The following is a 19789-nucleotide window of genomic DNA, read 5'->3' on the forward strand; positions in this document are numbered from 1 at the left end:
GGAGGAAAGGTCATGAAGCGGCGTTTGCTGGCGGTGGCGGTCACCGCGCTGGCGCTGGTGGGGCTCGGCGGCGCGTTCGGCGCCCCGCCCGAGCGGTGGGCGGGCGAGCCGCCGGTCGCGCCGACGGACCCGCTGGTCCGCTCGATCGAGCAGGCCCAGCGGCGGCTGCGCGAGGTGCCCGGCGACTGGCGCACCTGGGCCGAGCTGGGCAGCGCATATGTCGAGCAGGCCCGGATCACCGGTGACCCCGGCTACTACCCGCGCGCCGAAGGCGCACTGCACGAATCCCTGCGCCTGCGCCCGGCGTCGCTCGCCGGAGCCGACGGCAGCGGGAACGGCGGTAAGGGCGGCGTCGGTAATGGAATCCAGCGCGGTGCAGGCGGTGGTAAGGGAGGCGATCTCAACGCAGGCGGTGGCACCGGAGGCGAGCGGAACGGCGGGGACGACGCCGGAGGGAGGGTTCAAGACGAGCGTGACAGGATCGGTGGCAACGATCTGGCCTTGGTCGGGCTGGGCGCGCTGGCTAACGCGCGGCACGACTTCGGGCAGGCCGAGCGGCTGGCCCGGCAGGCGATCCGGATCAACGCGTACAGCGCCGACGCGCACGGCGTGCTCGCCGACGCGCTGACCCAGCTCGGGCGGCCCGCCGAGGCGACCGAGGCGGTGCAGGCGATGCTGGACCTGCGGCCGGGACTGCCCGCGCTGTCACGCGCCGCCTACGACCTGGAGCAGCACGGACGGGTCGACGAGGCGCGCGGGCTGTGGACGGCGGCGCTGGCCACCGCCGTGGCACCCGCCGACGTCGCCTTCGTCCGGCAGCAGCTCGGCGACCTCGCCTGGCACGCCGGGGACCTAGCCGCGGCACGCGCCGAGTACCAGGCGGGGCTGGCCGCGCGGGGTGACTACCTGCCACTGCGGCATGGCATGGCGCGCGTAGACGTCGCCGAGGGGCGGAGCGAGCCGGCGCTTACCGCATATGCCGAGCTGGCGGCGGCTTCGCCTACCCCGTCCCTGCTCGTCGAGCACGCCGAGCTGCTGCGCTCGCTGGGGCGGGCCGCCGAGGCCGACGCGCAGCTCGCGCTGGCCGGCGCCGCGCTCGACCTGCTGGCAGCGGGCGGGGGCGCCGACGACCTCGCCGCGGCCGAACTCGCCCTGGCCCGCGGCGACCATGCGGCCGCGGTGCGCCTGGCCGGGGCAGAGTGGGCCCGCCGCCGCCACACCGACGTCGCCGACACCCTCGCCTGGGCCCTGCACCAGGCCGGCCGCTCGGCCGAGGCGCTGCCGTACGCCCGTGCCGCCGAGGCGCTGGGCGCGCGCAGCGCGCGGTACGCGTACCACCTCGGCATGATCGAGCTGGCGCTCGGCGACCGTGCCGGGGCCCGCCGCGACCTGGCGCGGGCCCTCGACCTCAACCCGCACTTCTCGCCCCTCGACGCGCCCGCCGCGGCGCGCGCCCTCGCCCTGGCAGGTGCCTCATGATCCGCAAGCTGTTCCTGGCGTTCGCGGCGGCCGCCGCCGCCACGCTGCTGCTGCCCGCCCCCGCGCAGGCCCACCCGCTGGGCGACTTCTCGGTCAACCAGCTCGTCGCGCTCACGCTGCGGCCCGGCGCGGTGGACGCGACCGCGATCCTCGACCAGGCCGAGCTGCCCACCCTGCAGCTGCGGCCCATGCTGGACACCAGCGGCGACGGTGTCGCCGACGACACCGGACTCGCCCGGTACGCCGCGGCCGCGTGCGGCGTCCTCGCCCAGGACATCGTGGTACGCGTCGACGGCGGCGCGCTGCGCTGGACCGTCGGCACGGCGGCGATGACGATGGAACCCGGCTCGGCCGGGCTGCACACCAGCCGCGTCACCTGCACCCTGAGCGCACCCGCCGCCCTGGACCGCGCCGCCGAGCTGACCGTGCGCAACGGGCACCTGCCGGGCCGGGTCGGCTGGCACGAGATCACCGCGTACGGCGTGGGCGTCGCGCTGCCCGGCTCCCCGGTCCCCGCCCGCAGCACGACGAACGAGCTGCGCGCATACCCCCTGGATCTGCTCGGGTCGCCGCTCGACGTGCGCGACGCCCGGATCAGCGTCCAGCCCGCCCCGGGCGGCACGGCGGACACGTGCGCCGCTCCGGGCGATCCGGCCGACTCCCGAGACTCCGCCGGTCCCGCCGGTCCCGCCGGTCCCGCCGGTCCCGCCGGTCCCGCCGGTCCCGCCGGTCCCGCTGGATCCGCCGGTCGGGCCGGGGACTGCGGGGCCGGCGGACAGGTGGGCGCGGTGGACGATGCGGCGCCGCTGCGCTGGGCGGCGTGGGTGCAGCAGCGGGTGGTGGGCGCGGTCGGCGCGGATCGGCTCACCCCGGCCGTCGGGGTGCTGGCGGTGCTGCTCGCGCTGGTGCTCGGGGCGGGTCACGCGCTGCTGCCCGGCCACGGCAAGACCGTGCTGGCGGTGTACCTGGCCGGGCGCGCGGGTCGCCCCCGCGACGCCCTGTACGTCGGCGCGACGGTCACCGCGACCCACACCGGCGGCGTCATCGCCCTCGGGCTGCTGCTCACCGCCGTGTCCGGGCTGACCGGGCAGACCGTGCTCGGCTGGCTCGGCCTGGCCAGCGGCGCCATCGTCGTCACCGTGGGCCTGGCCATGCTGCGCAACGCCCGCCGCCCCGGCGAGCACACCCATCGCCACGGGCTCTTCGGCCGCGCCCACTCCCATTCACACGAAGGCCACCACCCGACGACACCGGCCCGCGCAACCACCCACGAACACACTCACCCGCACGGTCTCCACCACAGCCACCCACATCCCGCCGGAGCCGCTCACCAGCACACGCGTCCAGACGAGGCTGCGCACCACCACACAGAGAGCCACGAGGTTCACCACACCCACCCGCATCAGCACGGCGTCGCGCAGCATCACGCGCATCCGCGCGTCGTCGCCCACGATCACGCGCCCGTCAGGCGGGGCGGTGGACGGTGGGGCATCGGCGCCATCGGGGTGGCGGCGGGCCTGGTGCCCAGCCCGTCGGCGCTGGTGGTGCTGCTCGGCGCGATCGCGCTCGGCCGCACGGGCTTCGGCATCCTGCTGGTGCTGGCGTACGGGCTGGGGATGGCGGCGACCCTCACCGCGGCGGGCCTGATGCTGCTGAAGGTGCGGGACCGGTGGGCGGGCAGGCTGAGCAGGTTCCGGCGGCTCCGGCCGGCGGGCCCGTACGCGGCCGGTGCGATGGTGCTGCTGGTCGGCGTGGGGCTGGCCGCGCGAGCCGCCGCTCTGGTCGTCTGACGTCGACGCCAGGCCGTCGCCCGGACCGCCACGTAGATCTTGTGCGGTTGGTGTCGTCAGGACAGCACGAACTGCACAAGATCTACCGCACCCACGGAGGCCGGCCCCGGCGGCGACGTTAAGAAGGGCACCTTCCTCTACGTAAAGCGTTAAGAAGGTGCCCTTCCTTTCAGTAGGGGGATCAGCCAGGAGGTGAGGACGAGGAGGGCGGCGAGGATCTGGAGCTGGAGGGTGTAGCGCTCGGGGTAGACGACGCCGGTGAGGTAGGTGTCGATGAAGCCGCGGGACAGGCCCTGCTCGCCCGCGCGCAGGCGGGCCCAGTTCTCGACGTAGGTGAGCGGGCAGGTCAGCCCGAACACGATCGTGGCGAACCCCCAGCCCGCCGCGGCCAGGTGCGGCCAGCGCAGCCACGGCCGCCACCAGGCCAGGAACCCGCCCGTGACGACGTACGCCAGGAACAGGAAGTGCACCGCCATGGTGGCGTCGGCGAGCGCCCGATAGCCCATGCTCCATTATCTGCCGCTACGATCCCGATGGCGGCAGGGAGGAACTCGGTGGAAATCCGAGACGGTCCCGCCACTGTTACCGGGGAGCCCGTCCCCAACCCCACGGCCACCGCAAGGGAAGGCCGGGGACGGGCGCCGATCCGGGAGTCAGGAGACTCCGGCCGCCGCGACGACTCTGCTACCGGGGCGCGGACCCCGAAGGAGGAACGCGGTCATGACGGCTGCCCAGGGCCTGCTGCTGTCCACAGCGGACACCGAACTGCTCGCCGCCCGCGCCTGCGGCGCGGCCTGGCGCATCGCCAACCCGTCCCGGCTCGACCCCGGCGACGTGCCGGAGCTGCTGGCGGGCGTCGATTTCGTGGTGGTACGCCTGCTCGGCGGCCGCCGCACCTGGCCGGACGGGCTCGACGCGGTGCTCGCCGCCGGGGTGCCGGTCGCGGTGCTGGGCGGGGAGGCGCTGCCCGACGCCGCGCTGCAGGCCGAGTCCACCGTGCCCGCCCGGGTGGCCGGGGAGGCGCTGGCCTACCTGGTGGAGGGCGGCGCGGGCAACCTGCGCGAGCTGCACCGTTTCCTGTCCGACACGCTGCTGATGACGGGCGAGGGCTTCGCGCCGCCGGCCCGCACCCCGGAGTACGGCGTACGCCCCGGCCCGGACCATGATCCGGCCCGCCCGACGGTCGGCATCGTCTACTACCGGGCGCACGAGCTGGCCGGGAACACCGCGTTCGTGGACACGCTGGCCGGTGCGCTGCGCGAGGCGGGCGCCAACGCGCTGCCGGTGTACTGCGGCTCGCTGCGCGGCGTGCCGGACGGCTTGCGCGACCTGCTGCGCACCTGCGACGCGATCGTGGTGACGGTGCTGGCCGCGGGCGGCACCACGCCCGCCGACGCGGCCGGGGGCGGCGACGACGAGGCGTGGTCGGTGGCGGCGCTGGCGGAGCTGGACGTGCCGGTGCTCCAGGCCCTGTGCCTGACCTCGTCCCGGGCCGCCTGGGCGGACTCGGACGCGGCGCTGAGCCCGATGGACGCGGCGATGCAGGTGGCCATCCCCGAGTTCGACGGGCGGCTGATCACGGTGCCGTTCTCGTTCAAGGAGCCGGGCCCGGACGGCATCCCGGTGTACGCGGCCGACCCGGAGCGGGCGCGCCGGGTGGCCGGGATCGCGTGCCGATACGCCCGGCTGCGCGGCATCCCGAACGCGCGCAAGCGGCTGGCGATCGTGCTGTCCAGCTACCCGACCCGGCACTCGCGGGTGGGCAACGCGGTGGGCCTGGACACCCCGGCCAGCGCGGTGGTGCTGCTGCGGGCGCTGCGCGAGGCGGGCTACGACCTCGGCGAAGGCTTCCCCGAGGACGGGGACGCGCTGATCCACACCCTGATCGCGGCGGGTGGGCACGACGTGGAGTGGCTGACCGAGGAGCAGCTCGCCGCCGCCCCGGCCCGGGTGCCGCTGCGCGACTACACGGCCTGGTTCGCGGCGCTGCCGGACGGGCTGCGCGAGGGCATCCGGGCGGCGTGGGGCGAGCCGCCGGGCGAGCTGTACGTGGACGGCGACGAGATCGTGCTGGCCGCGCTGCGCTTCGGCAACGTGCTGCTGATGATCCAGCCGCCGCGCGGCTTCGGCGAGAACCCGGTCGCCATCTACCACGACCCGGACCTCGCGCCGAGCCACCACTACCTGGCCGCGTACCGGTGGCTGGAGCAGTCCTTCGGCGCCGACGCGGTGGTGCACCTGGGCAAGCACGGCACGCTGGAGTGGCTGCCGGGCAAGGGCCTGGGCCTGTCCCGGGAGTGCGCGCCGGACGCGGTGCTGGGCGACCTGCCGCTGGTGTACCCGTTCATCGTCAACGACCCGGGCGAGGGCACCCAGGCCAAGCGGCGCGGGCACGCGGTGATCGTGGACCACCTGGTGCCGCCGATGGCCCGCGCCGAGACGTACGGCGAGATGGCGAAGCTGGAGCAGCTGCTCGACGAGTACGCCACCGTGCAGGCGCTCGACCCGGCGAAGCTGCCCGCCGTGCGCGCCCAGATCTGGACCCTGATCCAGGCCGCGCAGCTGCACCACGACCTGCACCAGGACGGCATGCCCGGCGCGGACGAGTTCGACGACTTCATCCTGCACGTCGACGGCTACCTGTGCGAGGTCAAGGACTCGCAGATCCGCGACGGCCTGCACGTGCTCGGCGGTGCCCCGCAGGGCGAGGCGCGGGTCAACCTGGTGCTGGCGGTGCTGCGGGCGAACCAGGTGTGGGGCGGGCGGCGCGGCGCGCTGCCGGGCCTGCGCGCCGCCCTGTGCCGCCGGTTCGGCCTGGACGAGCGCGCGCTGCTGGCCGAGCCGGGCGCGGCGGCAGCCGTGCCGCAGGATCTGGCCGAGATCGCCGACGGCCCGGCCCGGACCGGCGCGGACGCGGTGGACCTGATCGAGGGGGTGGCCCGGCGGCTGGTGCTCGGCAACGAGACGCTGGGCTGGGAGCCGTCGAAGGTCCCGGCCGTGGTCGCCGAGGTGCTCGGCGGCCCGGACGACGCGGTGGAGGCGGTGCTGCGCTTCGCCGCGACCGAGGTGGTGCCGCGGCTGGACGCCACCGTGGACGAGGTGTCCGCGGTGCTGCGCGCCCTGGACGGGCGTTACATCCCGGCCGGGCCGTCCGGCTCGCCGACCCGCGGCCTGGTCAACGTGCTGCCGACCGGGCGCAACTTCTACTCCGTGGACCCGAAGGCGATCCCGTCGCGCAACGCCTGGGACGTGGGCGTGGCGCTGGCGGATTCGCTGCTGGCGCGACATCGCGAGGAGACGGGCGAGTGGCCGCGCACGGTCGGCCTGACCGTGTGGGGCACGTCCGCGATGCGGACCCAGGGCGATGACATCGCCGAGGTGCTGGCACTGCTGGGCTGCCGTCCCACCTGGGACGACGCGTCCCGGCGGGTCAGCGGGTTCGAGGTGGTGCCGCTGTCCGAGCTGGGCCGGCCGCGGGTGGACGTGACGGTGCGCATCTCCGGGTTCTTCCGGGACGCGTTCCCGCACGCGGTGGCGCTCATCGACGACGCGGTGCGGGCGGTGGCCGCGCTGGACGAGCCGGACGCGGACAACTTCCTGGCCGCGCACGCCCGCGCCGACGAGGCCGAGCACGGCGACCGGCGCCGGGCCACCACCCGTATCTTCGGCTCGAAGCCGGGGGCGTACGGCGCGGGCCTGCTCCCGCTGATCGACGCCCGCAACTGGCGCGACGACCGGGACCTGGCCGAGGTGTACGCGGTCTGGGGCGGCTACGCCTACGGCCGGGACCTGGACGGCCGGGCCGCCCGCGCCGACCTGGAGCGGGTGTACCGGCGGGTCAGCGTAGCGGCCAAGAACGTGGACACCCGCGAGCACGACATCGTCGACGCCGACGACTACTTCCAGTACCACGGCGGCATGGTGGCCATGGTGCGCGCGCTGACCGGCGTCTCGCCCAGCGCCGTCATCGGCGACTCGCACCTGCCCGACAGCGTGAAGACGCGCACCCTGGCCGAGGAGACCAAGCGCGTGTTCCGGGCCCGGGTGGTCAATCCACGCTGGATCGGCGCGATGATGCGGCACGGCTACAAGGGCGCGTTCGAGCTGGCCGCGACCGTGGACTACCTGTTCGGCTACGACGCCACGGCCGGGGTCGTCGACGACTGGATGTACGAGAAGCTGGCCGCGGCGTACGTGTTCGACGAGCAGGTGCGCGAGTTCCTGGAGCGGTCCAACCCGTGGGCGCTGCGCGGCATCAGCGAGCGCCTGCTGGAGGCGGCCGAGCGCGGCCTGTGGTCCGAGCCGGATCCGGCCGTGCTGGACGCGCTCCGGGAGGCGTACCTGGCCGTGGAGGGCGAGCTGGAGGGCTGACGGCGACGTCCTGCTCGGGTGATCGGGCGATTCACAGCTGATCTCCAGCGTGGCTACGGTGGCGGCCACACATTCCTGTACGGGGAGATCAACATATGGCGAAGCCCAAGGCCGGCCTGATGGTCGGCGTGGTGATGTGCGGCCTCATCGGCCTGCTGTGCCTCGTGATCGGATTCCTGGCCACCTCCGGCGACTCGGTGAAGTGCGCGGACAAGACGATGGAGCCCGGCCAGAAGTGCCTGCTGGTGACCGACACCGAGACCGCGTGGCACACCTACGACGAGATGAAGGTCAAGACGGCGGAGGGCCGCCAGGTCATGCGGATCGTCTTCTTCGGCGGCGGCGCGCTGTTCCTGCTCATCGCGGCCGGATCGCTGCTCGCCGGGCGGCGCGAGAGCCGCAGGGAGGCGCAGCAGGTGGCTGCCGCCCAGGCGTGGACGCAGAAGGGCTGACATGAGCGTCGACATCGAGTCCGCCGCGGCGGTCCCCGCCGAGGTCACCGCGGCCGCCGCCGCCCGCGACCTGGGCGCCCACCGGGAGACCTACCCGGCGAAGTGGAACAAGCAGGCGTCGGTCGGCCTGGGCATCTTCGTGGCGCTGTTCGGCGTGATCGCCGTCTTCGCCACGGTCGGCGCGAGCTCGTCGGCCACCGAGGAGGGCCAGAGCGCCGCCGCGGTGGCCTCGGCCGTGCTGTGGGGCATCACCGCGCTGTTCCTGGCCGGCTTCCTGTGGCTCCTGCTGCGCAGCCCTGCCGTGTCCAAGACGGCGCGCGGGTTCCAGGTGCACCTGTTCGAGCGCGGCTGGGTCTGGGTGCGCCGCAAGGGCACCGAGGTCTACCGGTTCGACGAGGTGCAGACGCTGTTCGCGGCGATCGTCGTGGTCAACAACAGCGGGGTCACCACCACCGTCTACGACTACCGGATCACCTGCAACGACGGCCGCCAGACGCGGATGCGCCAGATCCACACGGACATGGCGCGGTTCGGCCCGGCGCTGGCCGCCCAGGTGGCGCAGGCCCAGCTGCCCAAGGCGCTGTCGTACTTCGACAAGGGCAACCCGGTCGCCTTCGGCGACCTGACGGTGACCGAGGACGGCCTGGCCACGAAGAAGGGCAAGGTCGTGCCCTGGCCGCAGGTCGGCGGGATCCAGGTCGCCCAGGGCTTCGTGAGCGTCGTGGACCGCGCCGGCAAGCGGGTGTCCCCGCAGGTGAGCTTCGGCCAGATGCCCAACGCCCACACGTTCCTACTGATGACCGAAACGATCCTCGCCAAGCTGCGCGGCGCCGAGCAGTAGACGGGACCGGTCCTGCAGTTTCGGGGAAACTGGGCGAAAGCCGCGCTGATTTCGTGCAGTTTCCCCGAAACCGCGTCCGCGTCAGGCGTTGAAGTGCTTGAGGTAGGAGTACTCGTCGGCGAAGGGCTGGTAGCCGAGCCAGTCGTTGACCGCGATCATCGGCGCGTTGGTGTAGTCGTTGCAGGTGATCGCGGTGTGTATGCCGGCCTCGGCGGCGCGGCGCAGGGCGACCGACTTGGCGATCTTCGCCAGACCCCGGCCGCGGTACTCCCGGCGGGTGCAGGTGCCGGTGGACATGCCCTTGCCCAGCTCGCGATTCGCCTCGAAGAACGTGCCGCACGCGGCGACGCCGTCGACCATGACCACGGTGCCGATGTCGAGCTGCTGGTCGGGACTCTCCCAGTAGCGGGCGGTCCAGACGTCGAACGGGGTGCCGTCGAAGGACATGTCGCCCGGCTCGTCGATCGAGGCGGCCTGGTCGAGGTCGTACACGGTCTCGCGGCCGGCCTCGGCGAGGCTGCACACCGTGACACCGGCGGGCAGCGCGGGCACGGGCGGCAGCACGGCGGTGTCGAGCTTCGCGTAGCGGTCGCGGGCGCCCTGGGTGTAGCCGTGCGCCTGCGCCCAGCGCAACGACGGCGCGTCCTCGGTGGCGAAGGCGCGCGCCCGGCGTACGCCGATGGCGCGCAGGTGCTCCTCGATCCGGTCGTACAGGGCGCTGCCGAGGCCGCGGCCGCGATGCTCGGGGTGCACCACCAGCTCCACGTGACCGGCGCCCTCCTCGGTGGTCGACACGTTGAAGCCGCCGGAGGCCCAGCCGACCGGCAGCCCGTCGTGCAGGGCGACGAGCCGCAGCGTCCGGCCCTCGGGGCGGCTGGTGCGCCACCACACCTCCTGCTGCGCCACGCTGGCGGTGAACCAGGGGAACGCGGCATACCTGATGCGCGCCATGCCGGGCACGTCGGCGATGGTCGCTTCGCGGATCACGGGTTCGCTCGTCACACAGCCTGTCTAACAGGGGCGGCAAACGAATTACCGGTGGCGCCCGCGCCGTTGCGGACGCCACCGGTGGCCGAGCGGGACGCTAGAGGGTCAGCGTCCAGGTGTTGACGTAGCCGACGTCACCGGACGCGGCGTCCTGGACACGCAGGCGCCAGGTGCCGTTGGCGGCCTCACTCGACAGGTTCACCGTGAACGTCTGGTCGACGTTGTCGGCGCTGCCGCCGGAGCGGTTGAGCAGCGTGTACGCGCTGCCGTCCGGTGCCACCAGCGAGACGACCAGGTCGCCGCGGTACGTGTGCACGATGTGCACCTCGGCGGTCGAGGTCGCCGACGCGTTGCGGTTGCACCCGGCGATGGTGATGTCGCTGTACACCGTGGCGTTGTCGCTGATCGTCACGTCGTTGGCATTGGTGCCGGAGCAGCCCGGCGCGCCGTTGACGGTCAGCGTGTAGGTCGCCGTGCGGGTGGCCCCGGTGCCCGTGCCGGTGATGGTCACCGGGTAGGTGCCCGCCGGGGTGGACGCGCTCGTGCTGATCGTGAGCGTGGCCGAGCCGCCCGTGGTGACCGAGGACGGGCTGAACGAGGCGGTCGCGCCGGTCGGCAGGCCGCTCGCGGACAGGTTCACCGTCTGCGCGCTGCCGGCGGTGAGCGCGGTGCTGACGGTCGAGGTCACCGCGCTGCCCGGATTGACCGAGCCCGACGCCGGGCTGGCCGTGATCGAGAAGTCGTTCGCCGCGGCGCAGTACTGCGCCTGCTTGCCGATGGCCCGGAACGGGCAGTCGGCGTACTCGGCGAGGATCAGCACGGCGGTCTTGTTGCGCGAGGTCTGCGCCGCGATCACCTCGTCCGGCGGGTAGAAGCCGGGGCTGGACGACTTCGGGTACATCTCGAACGTGTACGTCCACACCCGCTGGTCGCCCCAGAGCCAGTCGGTGATGTCGCCGTCGGTGACGTACAGGTCGCTGCCCTGCTCGGCGGTGTAGGAGTTGGTCGCCGCCATCTGCCCGCCGATGTTGGCGAACGTGTTGCGCTCGTCGAGGGTCATGCCGGGGTTGACCGTGTCGGCCGTGGTGTACCCGAACGGCCACAGGATCAGCTCGCCGTACGTGTGGAAGTCGATGTTGGCCTTGATCTGCTGCACGCCGCCGACCCGGCGGGACAGCACGAAGTCGCGCAGCACCCGCGCCTCCGGCGTGGAGAACGCCGCCGGCCCGCGGTAGGTCTCGCTGGACGGGGTGCCCGATGAGCCGCCGCAGCAGCCCCACTTGTAGCCGAAGTTGCGGTTGATGTCGGTGCCGATCGCCGACGAGCCCGAGTTGGGCTGCCGGTTCTTGCGCCACGAGCGGTAGGAGCCGGTCGCGATGTCGTACTCGCCGCCGTCCGGGTTGAGGTCCGGGATGATCCAGATCTCGCGCGAGTCGACCACGGCGCGCACCCGGCTGTCCGACGCGTAGCTGTCGGTGAACAGGTTGGCCAGGTAGAGGGCCATCTCGACGGTCAGGTGCTCGCGTGCGTGCAGGTGCGCGTTGATGAGGAACTCGGGCTCGTTCTCGTCGGTGGCCACGTTGTCCGAGATCTTCAGCGCGACGATGTCGCGGCCCTCGTACGACGTGCCGATCACGGACTTGCGCACCAGGGTGGGGTGGTCCGCGACGATCTGGTTGAGCTCGGCGGTCATCTCGGCGTAGTCGTGGAAGCCGGAGTCGGCCGACGGGAAGCCGAGCAGCGGCCCGTCCACGCTCGGCACCTGCTGCGGCGCGGGCAGCGGCTCCAGCGTGAAGCCGAGCTTGCGGATGTGCGCGGCCTCGGCGCCGGTCGCGGTGATGTAGATCTTGCCGTGCTCGACGAGGTCGATGGCGGCCCCGGTGCGGGCCACGGCGTCGCGGTCGGCGAGCGTCTTCGGGCCGACGACGCGGTACTGGGTGGACGTGGTGGCGGCGTCGTCGGCGGGTGCGCCGCCGGCCGGTGCGGCCAGGGTCAGCGCGGCGCCGGTGGCCAGCGCGGTGAGCATGAGCGCGAGTCTGCGCACGGGGAACCCTCCTGGGGTCGGTGGGGGCGCGGGGGTGGGGGCGCGCGGCCCGGCCCCCGCGGGGTGGCGGGGGCCGGGCCGTTGACGGAGGGGTGTCAGAGGGTGAGCGTCCAGGAGTTCAGGTAGCCGGTGTCGATCGACGCCAGGTCGCGTACGCGCAGGCGCCAGGTGCCGTTCTTCACCTCGCCCGACAGGTTCACCGTGTAGGTCGTGTCGATGTTGTCGGTGCTGCTGCCCGTGCGGTTGTGCAGGTTGTACACCGAGCCGTCCGGCGCGACCAGGTCCACGACCAGGTCACCCTTGTACGTGTGCACGATGTGCACCTCGACCGTCGAGGTCGCCGACGCGTTGCCGGTGCAGCCGGAGACGACGATGTTGCTGTACACGCCGGTGGTGTTGTTGTCCGGGATGCTCACGTCGGTGCCGTTGGTGCTCGCGGCGCAGCCGCCGACCGGGTTGACCGTCCAGGTGAACGAGGCGGTGCCGGTCTTGCTGGCGCTGTCGGTCGCGGTGACCGTGACGCTGTAGCTGCCCGCCGTGGTCGGCGTGCCGGTGATCTGGCCGGTCGACGAGCTGATCGAGGTGCCCGCCGGCAGGCCGGAGGCCGACCACGAGTACGGCGCGGTGCCGCCGGACGCGGTGCTGTTCAGGGTGACCGCGGTGCCGACCACGGTGGACTGGTTGCCGGGGCCGGTCACCGAGACGCCGCCCGGCGCCCCGCCGAGGGAGACCGCCGCGTTGTAGATGTCGGTGGAGAAGTAGCGGACCTCGGTGTACACGCCGGGCTTCTGCGGCTGGGCGCAGCCGATGCCCCAGCTGACGATGCCGACCTGGATCCACTCGTTGGACGCGTTCTTCTTGACCATCGGGCCGCCGGAGTCGCCCTGGCAGGTGTCGACGCCGCCGGAGCTCCAGTTGCCCGCGCAGATCTCCTCGTTGAAGACCAGGGCGGAGTAGCTGCCGCCGGCGCTCTGGCACTGCGTGTCGGTGATGAACGGCACCTTCGCCTTGAGCAGGTAGCGCTGCTGGCCGCCGCCGGAGGCCGTCGCGCCCCAGCCCATCACGTCGAACTCGCCGCTGTGCAGCGAGGTGTCCGTGGCGATCTTCAGCAGCGGGGCCTGGGTGATCGGGCTGGACAGGCGGATCAGCGCCCAGTCCTTGCCGGTGCCGTTGTAGCCCGGCGCGCGGTAGACGTAGTTCGAGGTCCGGGTGACCCGGGACGAGCTCTGCAGGTCGACCACGCCCCAGGTGGCGGTGATCGAGGTGTTGTTGCCGGTCGCGCCGACGCAGTGGGCCGCGGTGAGCACCAGGCTCTGGGTGTACATGGCACCGCCGCAGCCCATGGACAGCCGCACCATCCACGGGAACTCGCCCTGCGCGGCCGGGGTGCCGCCCACGACGAGATCGGGTCCGTCGACGAGTCCGGGGTCGGTCGGCGCGGCCTGGGCCGGGACCGTCGCCGCGGCCATGGCGATCATCGCGCCGGCCAGCGCGACGACGCCGGCACGCAGCGTCGTGCGTAGTGAGTGCCTCACAGGATCCTCCCAAGGTCCACCCGGCGGCGGGCGCTTCTGGCGCGGGACCGCCGGAGAGTTTCCCTGGAAGCTAGCGGAAGACAATGATGTATAGCAATATTGAAGTTGATTGTTACGACGTGATGTCGTGCCGGGCCGCGAATGCCAGGGGGCGGGCCCGGCACGGCGCCATGTGCCCGGGACACGGCGCACCGACGGGCGACCCGCTTTGACGCGGGGGCGCTCTTGCGCCACGATGACCGGTGAGCGGCAGTGGAGGAACCCGGTGTGAATCCGGGGCGGTCCCGCCACTGTCACCGGGGAGCGACCCCTCCCGACGCCCGCGCCGCCACGGCGCGCCGCGTCGTCCCCAGGTCACGGCCGCAGGGCTGGAAGGCCGAGGGGGAGCGTCGATCCGGGAGCCAGGACACTCCGGCCGCTCCGGCGACGCCGACGACGTCGCTGTCCACCGGTGTTCGCGGGCGAGGAAACCCGCGGAGAGGACTCGCGCATGGGCTCGTGCCTGAGCGGGCGTTGACCCCGCTGTACCCGTTCTCCGCCGTGGTCGGTCTGGACGACCTGCGGCTGGCCCTGCTCCTCAACGCCGTCTCGCCCGGCGTCGGCGGGGTGCTGGTGCGCGGCGAGAAGGGGACCGCCAAGTCCACCGTGGTCCGTGCGCTGGCCGCGCTGCTGCCCGCGCTGGAGGCCGTCGCGGGCTGCCGGTTCGGCTGCGACCCGGCCGCGCCGTACGCGGCCTGTCCGGACGGGCCGCATGAGGCCGGATCCGACGTCCTGGTGCGGCGCGCCCGGCTGGTCGAGCTGCCCGTGGGGGCGACCGAGGACCGGCTGGTCGGCGCGCTGGACCTGGAGCGGGTGCTCACCTCGGGCCAGGCCGCCTACGCGCCCGGCCTGCTGGCCGCGGCCCACCGCGGCGTGCTCTACGTGGACGAGGTGAACCTGCTCCACGACCACCTGGTCGACCTGCTGCTCGACGCCGCCGCGATGGGCGAGGCGTACGTCGAGCGCGACGGCGTCTCGGTGCGCCACGCCGCCCGGTTCCTGCTGGTCGGCACCATGAACCCGGAGGAGGGCGAGCTGCGCCCGCAGCTGCTCGACCGGTTCGGGCTGGCGGTGCAGGTGCGCGCCCCGCGTGAGCCGCGCGAACGCGCCGAGGTGGTGCGGCGGCGGCTGGCGTACGAGGCGGACCCGGCCGGTCTCGCCGCGCGCTGGGCCGGCGCCGACGCCGCGCTCGCCGAGCGCATCGTGGCCGCGCGCACCAGGCTGCCCGGTGTGGTGCTGCCCGACGCCGAGCTGATCCGCATCGCCGGGGTGTGCGCCGCGTTCGAGGTGGACGGGCTGCGCGCCGACCTGGTGGTGGCCCGCGCCGCGCTGGCCCTGGCCGCCTGGCACGGCCGCCCGGAGGTCACCGCGCAGGACGTACGCGACGCGGCTCGGCTCGCCCTGCCGCACCGCCGCCGCCGCGACCCGTTCGACAGCCCCGACCTCGACGAACAGGCCCTGGAGGACGCCCTGCGGCACGCCGCGCCCCCGGCCGCTCCGACGGACAGCGACCCGCGTGATACCGATCCGCGGGACACCGATCCGGACGGCGGCCCGGACGACGACGGGCCCGACGATCGTCCCCGGCCCGACGGACCCGGTGGCGGCGCGCCCGACCGGGAGGCTCCGGCGGCCCGGCCGCATGGCGGCGCGCAGCGGCGGGAGCAGGACGGGGACAGCCGGTTCGCGGGAGCGGGGCAGCAGCACGCGCAGGCCGCCGCGCCGCGCCGGGCGCGGCTGTTCGCGGTGCCGGGCACGGGCGAGGGCACGGCGGGACGGCGCTCGCCCGCGTACACGAGGAACGGCCGCACCGTCGGCGCGAGGGTGCCCGGCGGGGGCCTGGCCGCGCTGCACCTGGCGGCGACCGTCCGGGCCGCGGCCCGGTGGCAGGGCGCGCGCGGCCGCCGGCCCGGCGGCCCGCTGCTGCTGGCCGCAGCCGACCTGCGCGAGCCGGTCCGGCGCGGGCGGGAGTCCAATCTCGTGCTGTTCTGCGTGGACGCGTCCGGCTCGATGGCGGCCCGCAGGCGGATGGGCGCGGTGAAGGGCGCGGTGCTGTCGCTGCTGCTCGACGCGTACCAGCGGCGGGACAAGGTCGGCCTGGTCACCTTCCACGGCGCGGAGGCCAGGCTGGTGCTGCCGCCGACGTCCAGCGTCGAGGCGGGCGCGGCGCGGCTGCGCGAGCTGCCCACCGGCGGGCGCACCCCGCTCGCGGCGGGACTGCGCCGGGCCGCGCACACGCTGCGGGTGGAGCGGCTGCGCGACCCGCGCCGCCGGGCGCTGCTGGTCGTGGTCACCGACGGCCGGGCGACCGCGGGCGCGGACCCGGTCGGCGAGGCCATGCGGGTCGCCGACGGCCTGGCTGCGGGCGGGCTCGCCGCCGTCGTCGTGGACTGCGAGTCCGGACCGGTCCGGCTGGGCCTGGCCGCCCGCCTCGCGGCCCGGCTGGGCGCCGAGCACGTGCCCTTGGCGGACGTCACCGCGCAGGGGCTCGCCGGGGTGGCCCGCCGCGACCGCCGCCGGGCCGCCTGATGAGCGCGGGCGGCCGCCGTCGCCGTGACCGCGAGTGCGACGAGCCCGGCGCCGGGAACGCGCCACGCACGACCGGGCCGCGGCGCGGCCGCCCTGGCGCCGCCCGGCCGGCTGACGCCGCCACTGACCCGACAGGAAGGTGCTGAGATGCCGCAGGGCAGACCCGAGCACGTGCCCGACGACGGGCTGACCACCCGGCAGCGCCGGAAGGGGCCGCTGCTCGCGGTGCACACGGGCGTCGGCAAGGGCAAGTCGACCGCCGCCTTCGGGATGGCGCTGCGCGCCTGGAACGTCGGCTGGCCCGTCGCCGTTTTCCAGTTCGTGAAGAGCCCGAAATGGCGGGTCGGCGAGGAGGCCGCGTTCCGGGCGCTGGGCGACGCCCACGCGCGGACCGGCGCCGGGGCCCCGGTGACCTGGCACAAGATGGGCGAGGGCTGGTCCTGGCTGGCCCGGCCCGGCGACGAGCGCGACCACGCCGCCGAGGCCGCCGAGGGCTGGGCGCAGATCAAGCGCGACCTGGCCGCGCAGCGGTACGGCTTCTACGTGCTGGACGAGTTCACCTACCCGCTGCACTGGGGCTGGGTGCCCGTCGGCGACGTGGTCGAGACGCTGCGCGAGCGCCCCGGCACCCAGCACGTCGTGATCACCGGCCGGTACGCCGCCCCCGCGCTGCTGGAGGCGGCCGACCTGGTCACCGAGATGGGCAAGGTGAAGCACCCGATGGACGCGGGGCGCAAGGGCCAGGCGGGGATCGAATGGTGAAGCGGGCGGACGGCGGCGCGGTGACGTGCGGGCGGGCGGTGGCGGGGTGGTGACGATCCCGCGGATCGTGGTCGCCGCGGCGGCGTCGGGGCACGGCAAGACGACCGTGGCGACGGGGCTGCTGGCGGCGTACACCGCACGCGGCATGAGCGTCGCCGGGTTCAAGGTCGGGCCGGACTACATCGACCCGACGTACCACTCGCTGGCCTGCGGGCGGCCCGGCCGCAACCTGGACCCGTCGCTGGTCGGCGAGGAGTTGGTCGGGCCGCTGTTCGCGCACGGCGCGGCGGGTGCGCAGCTCGCCGTCGTCGAGGGCGTGATGGGCCTGTACGACGGCCGCTCCGGCCAGGGCGCCTTCGGCTCGACCGCGCACGTGGCCGAGCTGCTGGACGCGCCGGTCGTCTTCGTGGTCGACGCGACCGGGCAGGGCCGCTCGGTGGCCGCGCTGCTGCACGGGTTCCGCTCGTTCGGCACGGTGCGCCTCGGCGGGGTGGTGCTCAACCGCGTCGGCTCCGACCGGCACGAGGAGATCCTGCGCGAGGCCTGCGAGGAGGTCGGCGCCCCGGTGCTCGGCGTGCTGCGGCGGGCGAACGCCGTCGCGGTGCCCTCGCGGCACCTGGGCCTGGTGCCCGCCGCCGAGCAGAGCGGCGCGGCCGTGGACGGGGTACGCGCGATGGGCGAGCTGGTCGCGGACGGCGTCGATCTGGGCGAGGTGCTCGCGGTGGCGCACGGCGCGCCGCCGCTGGACGTGACGCCCTGGTCGGCCGCCGAGGCGGTGGGCGAGCCGGTGGCGCAGCGGCCGGTGATCGCCGTCGCGGGCGGGCCCGCGTTCACGTTCGGCTACGCCGAGCAGGCCGAGCTGCTGCGGGCGGCCGGGGCCGAGGTGGTGCACGTCGACCCGGTGCGGGACGAGGCGCTGCCGCCGCGCACCGCCGGGCTCGTGGCCGGCGGCGGCTTCCCCGAGGTGTACGGCGCCGAGCTGGCCGCGAACAAGCCGCTGCGCGACGCCGTACGCGAACTCGCCGCCGCCGGCCGCCCGGTCGCTGCGGAGTGCGCCGGGCTGCTGTGGCTGGCCCGGTCGCTGGACGGGCACGAGATGTGCGGGGTGCTCGACGCGCGGGCCGTGATGACCGAACGGCTCACCCTCGGCTACCGCGACGCGGTCGCCGTGTCCGGCAGCGTGCTCGCCGAGCCGGGCACCCGCGTCACCGGGCACGAGTTCCACCGCACCGCCGTCGCGCCCGCCGCCGGGCCCGCGCCGGCCTGGGCCTGGCGCGGCACCGCCGCCGAGGGCTTCGTCCAGCATCGGGTACACGCCTCCTACCTGCACCTGCACTGGGCCGGGCAGCCCGGCTTCGCGGTGCGGACGGTGCGTGCCGCATGCGCCTGATCGGAGTGGGCGTCGGCCCCGGCGACCCCGAACTGGTGACGCTCCAGGCGGTGCGCCTGCTGCGCGACGCGGGCCGGGTGTTCGTGCCCGTGATGGACCTGGGCGAGACCGGCCGGGCCGAGGCGACGGTCCGCGCGCACGCCGGGCACGACCGCGTCGAGCGGCTGGTGTTCGCCCTGAACGAGCGCACCGACGCGCGCCGCCGCGAGTCCCACTGGGACGAGGCCGGCGCCCGCGTCGCGGACTGGCTGCGCGAGACCGGCGGCACCGCCGCGTTCGCCACCATCGGCGACCCGAACGTGTACTCCACCTTCGGCTACCTCGCCGCCACGGTCCGGGCGCTGCTGCCCGAGGTCGAGATCGCCACCGCGCCCGGCATCACCGCCATGCAGGCGCTCGCGGCGGCGGCCGGGGTGCCGCTGGCCGAGGGCGCCGAGCCGCTGGTGCTGGTGCCGCTGGCCGGGGGCGCCACGGCCCTGGCCGGCGCGCTGGCGTACGCCGAGGACGGCACGGTGGTGGCGTACAAGGGCGGGCGGCACCTGGACGAGGTCGTAGCCGTGGTGAAGGACGCCGGGCGGCTCGGCGGAGCGGTCCTCGGCACCCGGCTGGGACTGCCGGGCGAGAGCGTGACCCCGCTGGCCACGGCGGACGGGGCGCCGTACCTGTCGGCGGTGCTGATCCCGGGACGGCGTGAGGGAAGGGGCGGAAAGCTGTGAAGGTCGTCTTCATCGGAGCGGGGCCCGGAGCGGCCGACCTGCTCACCCTGCGCGGAGCGGCCGCGATCGCCGCGGCCGACGTGGTGATCTGGGCGGCCAGCCTGGTGCACCCCGACGTGCTGTCGCATGCGAGGCCCGGCGCGCGGATCGTCGACTCGGCCGCGCTCACCCTGGAGCAGACGCTCGGCCTGTACCGCCAGGCCGCGGCCGAGGACCTGGTGGTGGCCCGGATCCACTCCGGCGACCCCGCGCTGTGGGGCGCGCTGGGCGAGCAGCTCGACGCCTGCCGGGAACTGGGGCTGCCCACCGAGGTCGTCCCCGGGGTGTCCTCGTTCACCGCCGCGGCGGCCGCCGTGCAGCGCGAGCTGACCGTGCCCGAGGTGGCCCAGTCGGTCGTGCTGACCAGGCTGGAGGGTGGCAAGACGCCGATGCCCGAGCGCGAGTCGGTGCGGGCGTTCGCCGCGCACGGCGCGACCATGGCCGTCTTCCTGTCCGCCGCCCGGTCCGGCCAGCTCGCGGCCGAGCTGCTCACGGGCGGGTACGCGCCGGACACGCCGGTCGTGGTGGCCTACCGGGTGACCTGGCCGGAGGAGCTGGTCGTGCGCTGCACGGTCGGCACGCTGGAGGCGGCGGTCAAGGAGCACCGGCTGTGGAAGCACACGCTGTTCCTGGTCGGGCCCGCGCTCGGCGAGGGTGTCGGCACCCGCAGCCACCTCTACCACCCCGGCCACTTCCACGGCTTCCGCCGGGCCGACCCGGCCGCCCGCGCCGCCCTGCGAGCAGGCCGTGCCTGACCAGCCGGCCCTGCCACCCGGCCCGGACGGCACGGCATCGCGAGTCACGGTCCCCGGACC

Annotated in this window: 14 protein-coding genes and 2 riboswitches; of the genes, 10 read left to right on the forward strand and 4 right to left on the reverse strand. The window is 74.6% G+C overall.

Going from position 1 to position 19789, the window contains the following annotated elements; genetic code table 11:
• The first annotated feature begins 12 nt into the window (after positions 1–12).
• Positions 13–1479, forward strand: a complete 1467-nt coding sequence (locus tag Cba03nite_RS22595; RefSeq protein WP_203749679.1) for a tetratricopeptide repeat protein — start codon at positions 13–15, stop codon at positions 1477–1479.
• Positions 1476–3269, forward strand: coding sequence for a nickel/cobalt transporter (locus tag Cba03nite_RS22600; RefSeq protein ID WP_203749681.1), 1794 nt, complete (start codon positions 1476–1478; stop codon positions 3267–3269). Before Cba03nite_RS22595 ends, Cba03nite_RS22600 begins: the two co-directional genes overlap by 4 nt.
• A 149-nt stretch (positions 3270–3418) precedes the next feature.
• On the opposite strand, the gene Cba03nite_RS22605 is transcribed toward Cba03nite_RS22600, so the two are convergent.
• Entirely contained in the window at positions 3419–3775 is a 357-nt protein-coding gene (locus Cba03nite_RS22605; RefSeq protein WP_203749684.1) for a DUF2784 domain-containing protein, read from the reverse strand.
• A gap of 38 nt (positions 3776–3813) precedes the next feature.
• Positions 3814–3933, forward strand: a riboswitch (cobalamin riboswitch).
• Between the two features lie 56 nt (positions 3934–3989).
• Here Cba03nite_RS22605 and cobN point away from each other — a divergent pair.
• The 3 genes from cobN to Cba03nite_RS22620 all read left to right on the forward strand — a co-directional run bounded on the left by cobN (position 3990) and on the right by Cba03nite_RS22620 (position 8933).
• On the forward strand, positions 3990–7640 hold the full coding sequence (gene cobN / locus Cba03nite_RS22610) for a cobaltochelatase subunit CobN (protein WP_203749686.1): 3651 nt from the start codon (positions 3990–3992) through the stop codon (positions 7638–7640).
• Between the two features lie 95 nt (positions 7641–7735).
• Positions 7736–8092 (forward strand): hypothetical protein, encoded by a 357-nt coding sequence (locus Cba03nite_RS22615; protein WP_203749688.1) that lies wholly within the window; start codon positions 7736–7738, stop codon positions 8090–8092.
• Position 8093: 1 nt separating this feature from the next.
• Complete coding sequence (locus Cba03nite_RS22620) at positions 8094–8933, forward strand: DUF6585 family protein (RefSeq protein WP_203749690.1); 840 nt, start codon at positions 8094–8096, stop codon at positions 8931–8933.
• 81 nt (positions 8934–9014) lie between these two features.
• Here the strand turns inward: Cba03nite_RS22620 and Cba03nite_RS22625 are convergent, their stop codons facing one another.
• The 3 genes from Cba03nite_RS22625 to Cba03nite_RS22635 form a co-directional block, all read right to left on the reverse strand.
• Positions 9015–9935 carry a GNAT family N-acetyltransferase gene (locus Cba03nite_RS22625; RefSeq protein WP_203749692.1) on the reverse strand — a complete coding sequence of 307 codons (921 nt, stop codon included), beginning with the start codon at positions 9933–9935 and terminating at the stop codon, positions 9015–9017.
• Positions 9936–10017: 82 nt separating this feature from the next.
• On the reverse strand, positions 10018–11946 hold the full coding sequence (locus Cba03nite_RS22630; RefSeq protein WP_203749788.1) for a M14 family metallopeptidase: 1929 nt from the start codon (positions 11944–11946) through the stop codon (positions 10018–10020).
• A gap of 113 nt (positions 11947–12059) precedes the next feature.
• The gene (locus Cba03nite_RS22635; RefSeq protein ID WP_239125948.1) at positions 12060–13499 is read right to left on the reverse strand and encodes a trypsin-like serine protease; all 1440 of its coding nucleotides are present in this window, start codon (positions 13497–13499) and stop codon (positions 12060–12062) included.
• 256 nt (positions 13500–13755) lie between these two features.
• A riboswitch (cobalamin riboswitch) is annotated at positions 13756–13910 on the forward strand.
• Between the two features lie 87 nt (positions 13911–13997).
• On the opposite strand from Cba03nite_RS22635, the gene Cba03nite_RS22640 reads away from it, so the two are divergent.
• The 5 genes from Cba03nite_RS22640 (at position 13998) to cobM (ending at position 19729) form a co-directional block, all read left to right on the forward strand.
• The gene (locus Cba03nite_RS22640) at positions 13998–16067 is read left to right on the forward strand and encodes a VWA domain-containing protein (protein WP_239125949.1); all 2070 of its coding nucleotides are present in this window, start codon (positions 13998–14000) and stop codon (positions 16065–16067) included.
• A 147-nt stretch (positions 16068–16214) separates the two neighbouring features.
• A complete protein-coding gene (cobO, locus tag Cba03nite_RS22645) occupies positions 16215–16829 on the forward strand; it encodes a cob(I)yrinic acid a,c-diamide adenosyltransferase (RefSeq protein WP_203749694.1) in 615 nt (204 codons plus the stop codon).
• 46 nt (positions 16830–16875) lie between these two features.
• On the forward strand, positions 16876–18219 hold the full coding sequence (locus tag Cba03nite_RS22650) for a cobyrinic acid a,c-diamide synthase CobB (protein WP_203749695.1): 1344 nt from the start codon (positions 16876–16878) through the stop codon (positions 18217–18219).
• Entirely contained in the window at positions 18210–18935 is a 726-nt protein-coding gene (gene cobI, locus Cba03nite_RS22655; RefSeq protein WP_203749697.1) for a precorrin-2 C(20)-methyltransferase, read from the forward strand. The genes Cba03nite_RS22650 and cobI overlap by 10 nt, the downstream gene beginning before the upstream one ends.
• Positions 18932–19729 (forward strand): precorrin-4 C(11)-methyltransferase, encoded by a 798-nt coding sequence (gene cobM / locus Cba03nite_RS22660; RefSeq protein ID WP_203749699.1) that lies wholly within the window; start codon positions 18932–18934, stop codon positions 19727–19729. The genes cobI and cobM overlap by 4 nt, the downstream gene beginning before the upstream one ends.
• Positions 19730–19789 lie beyond the last annotated feature (60 nt).

Origin of the sequence: Catellatospora bangladeshensis (assembly GCF_016862575.1) — a bacterium.
Classification (GTDB): domain Bacteria; phylum Actinomycetota; class Actinomycetes; order Mycobacteriales; family Micromonosporaceae; genus Catellatospora; species Catellatospora bangladeshensis.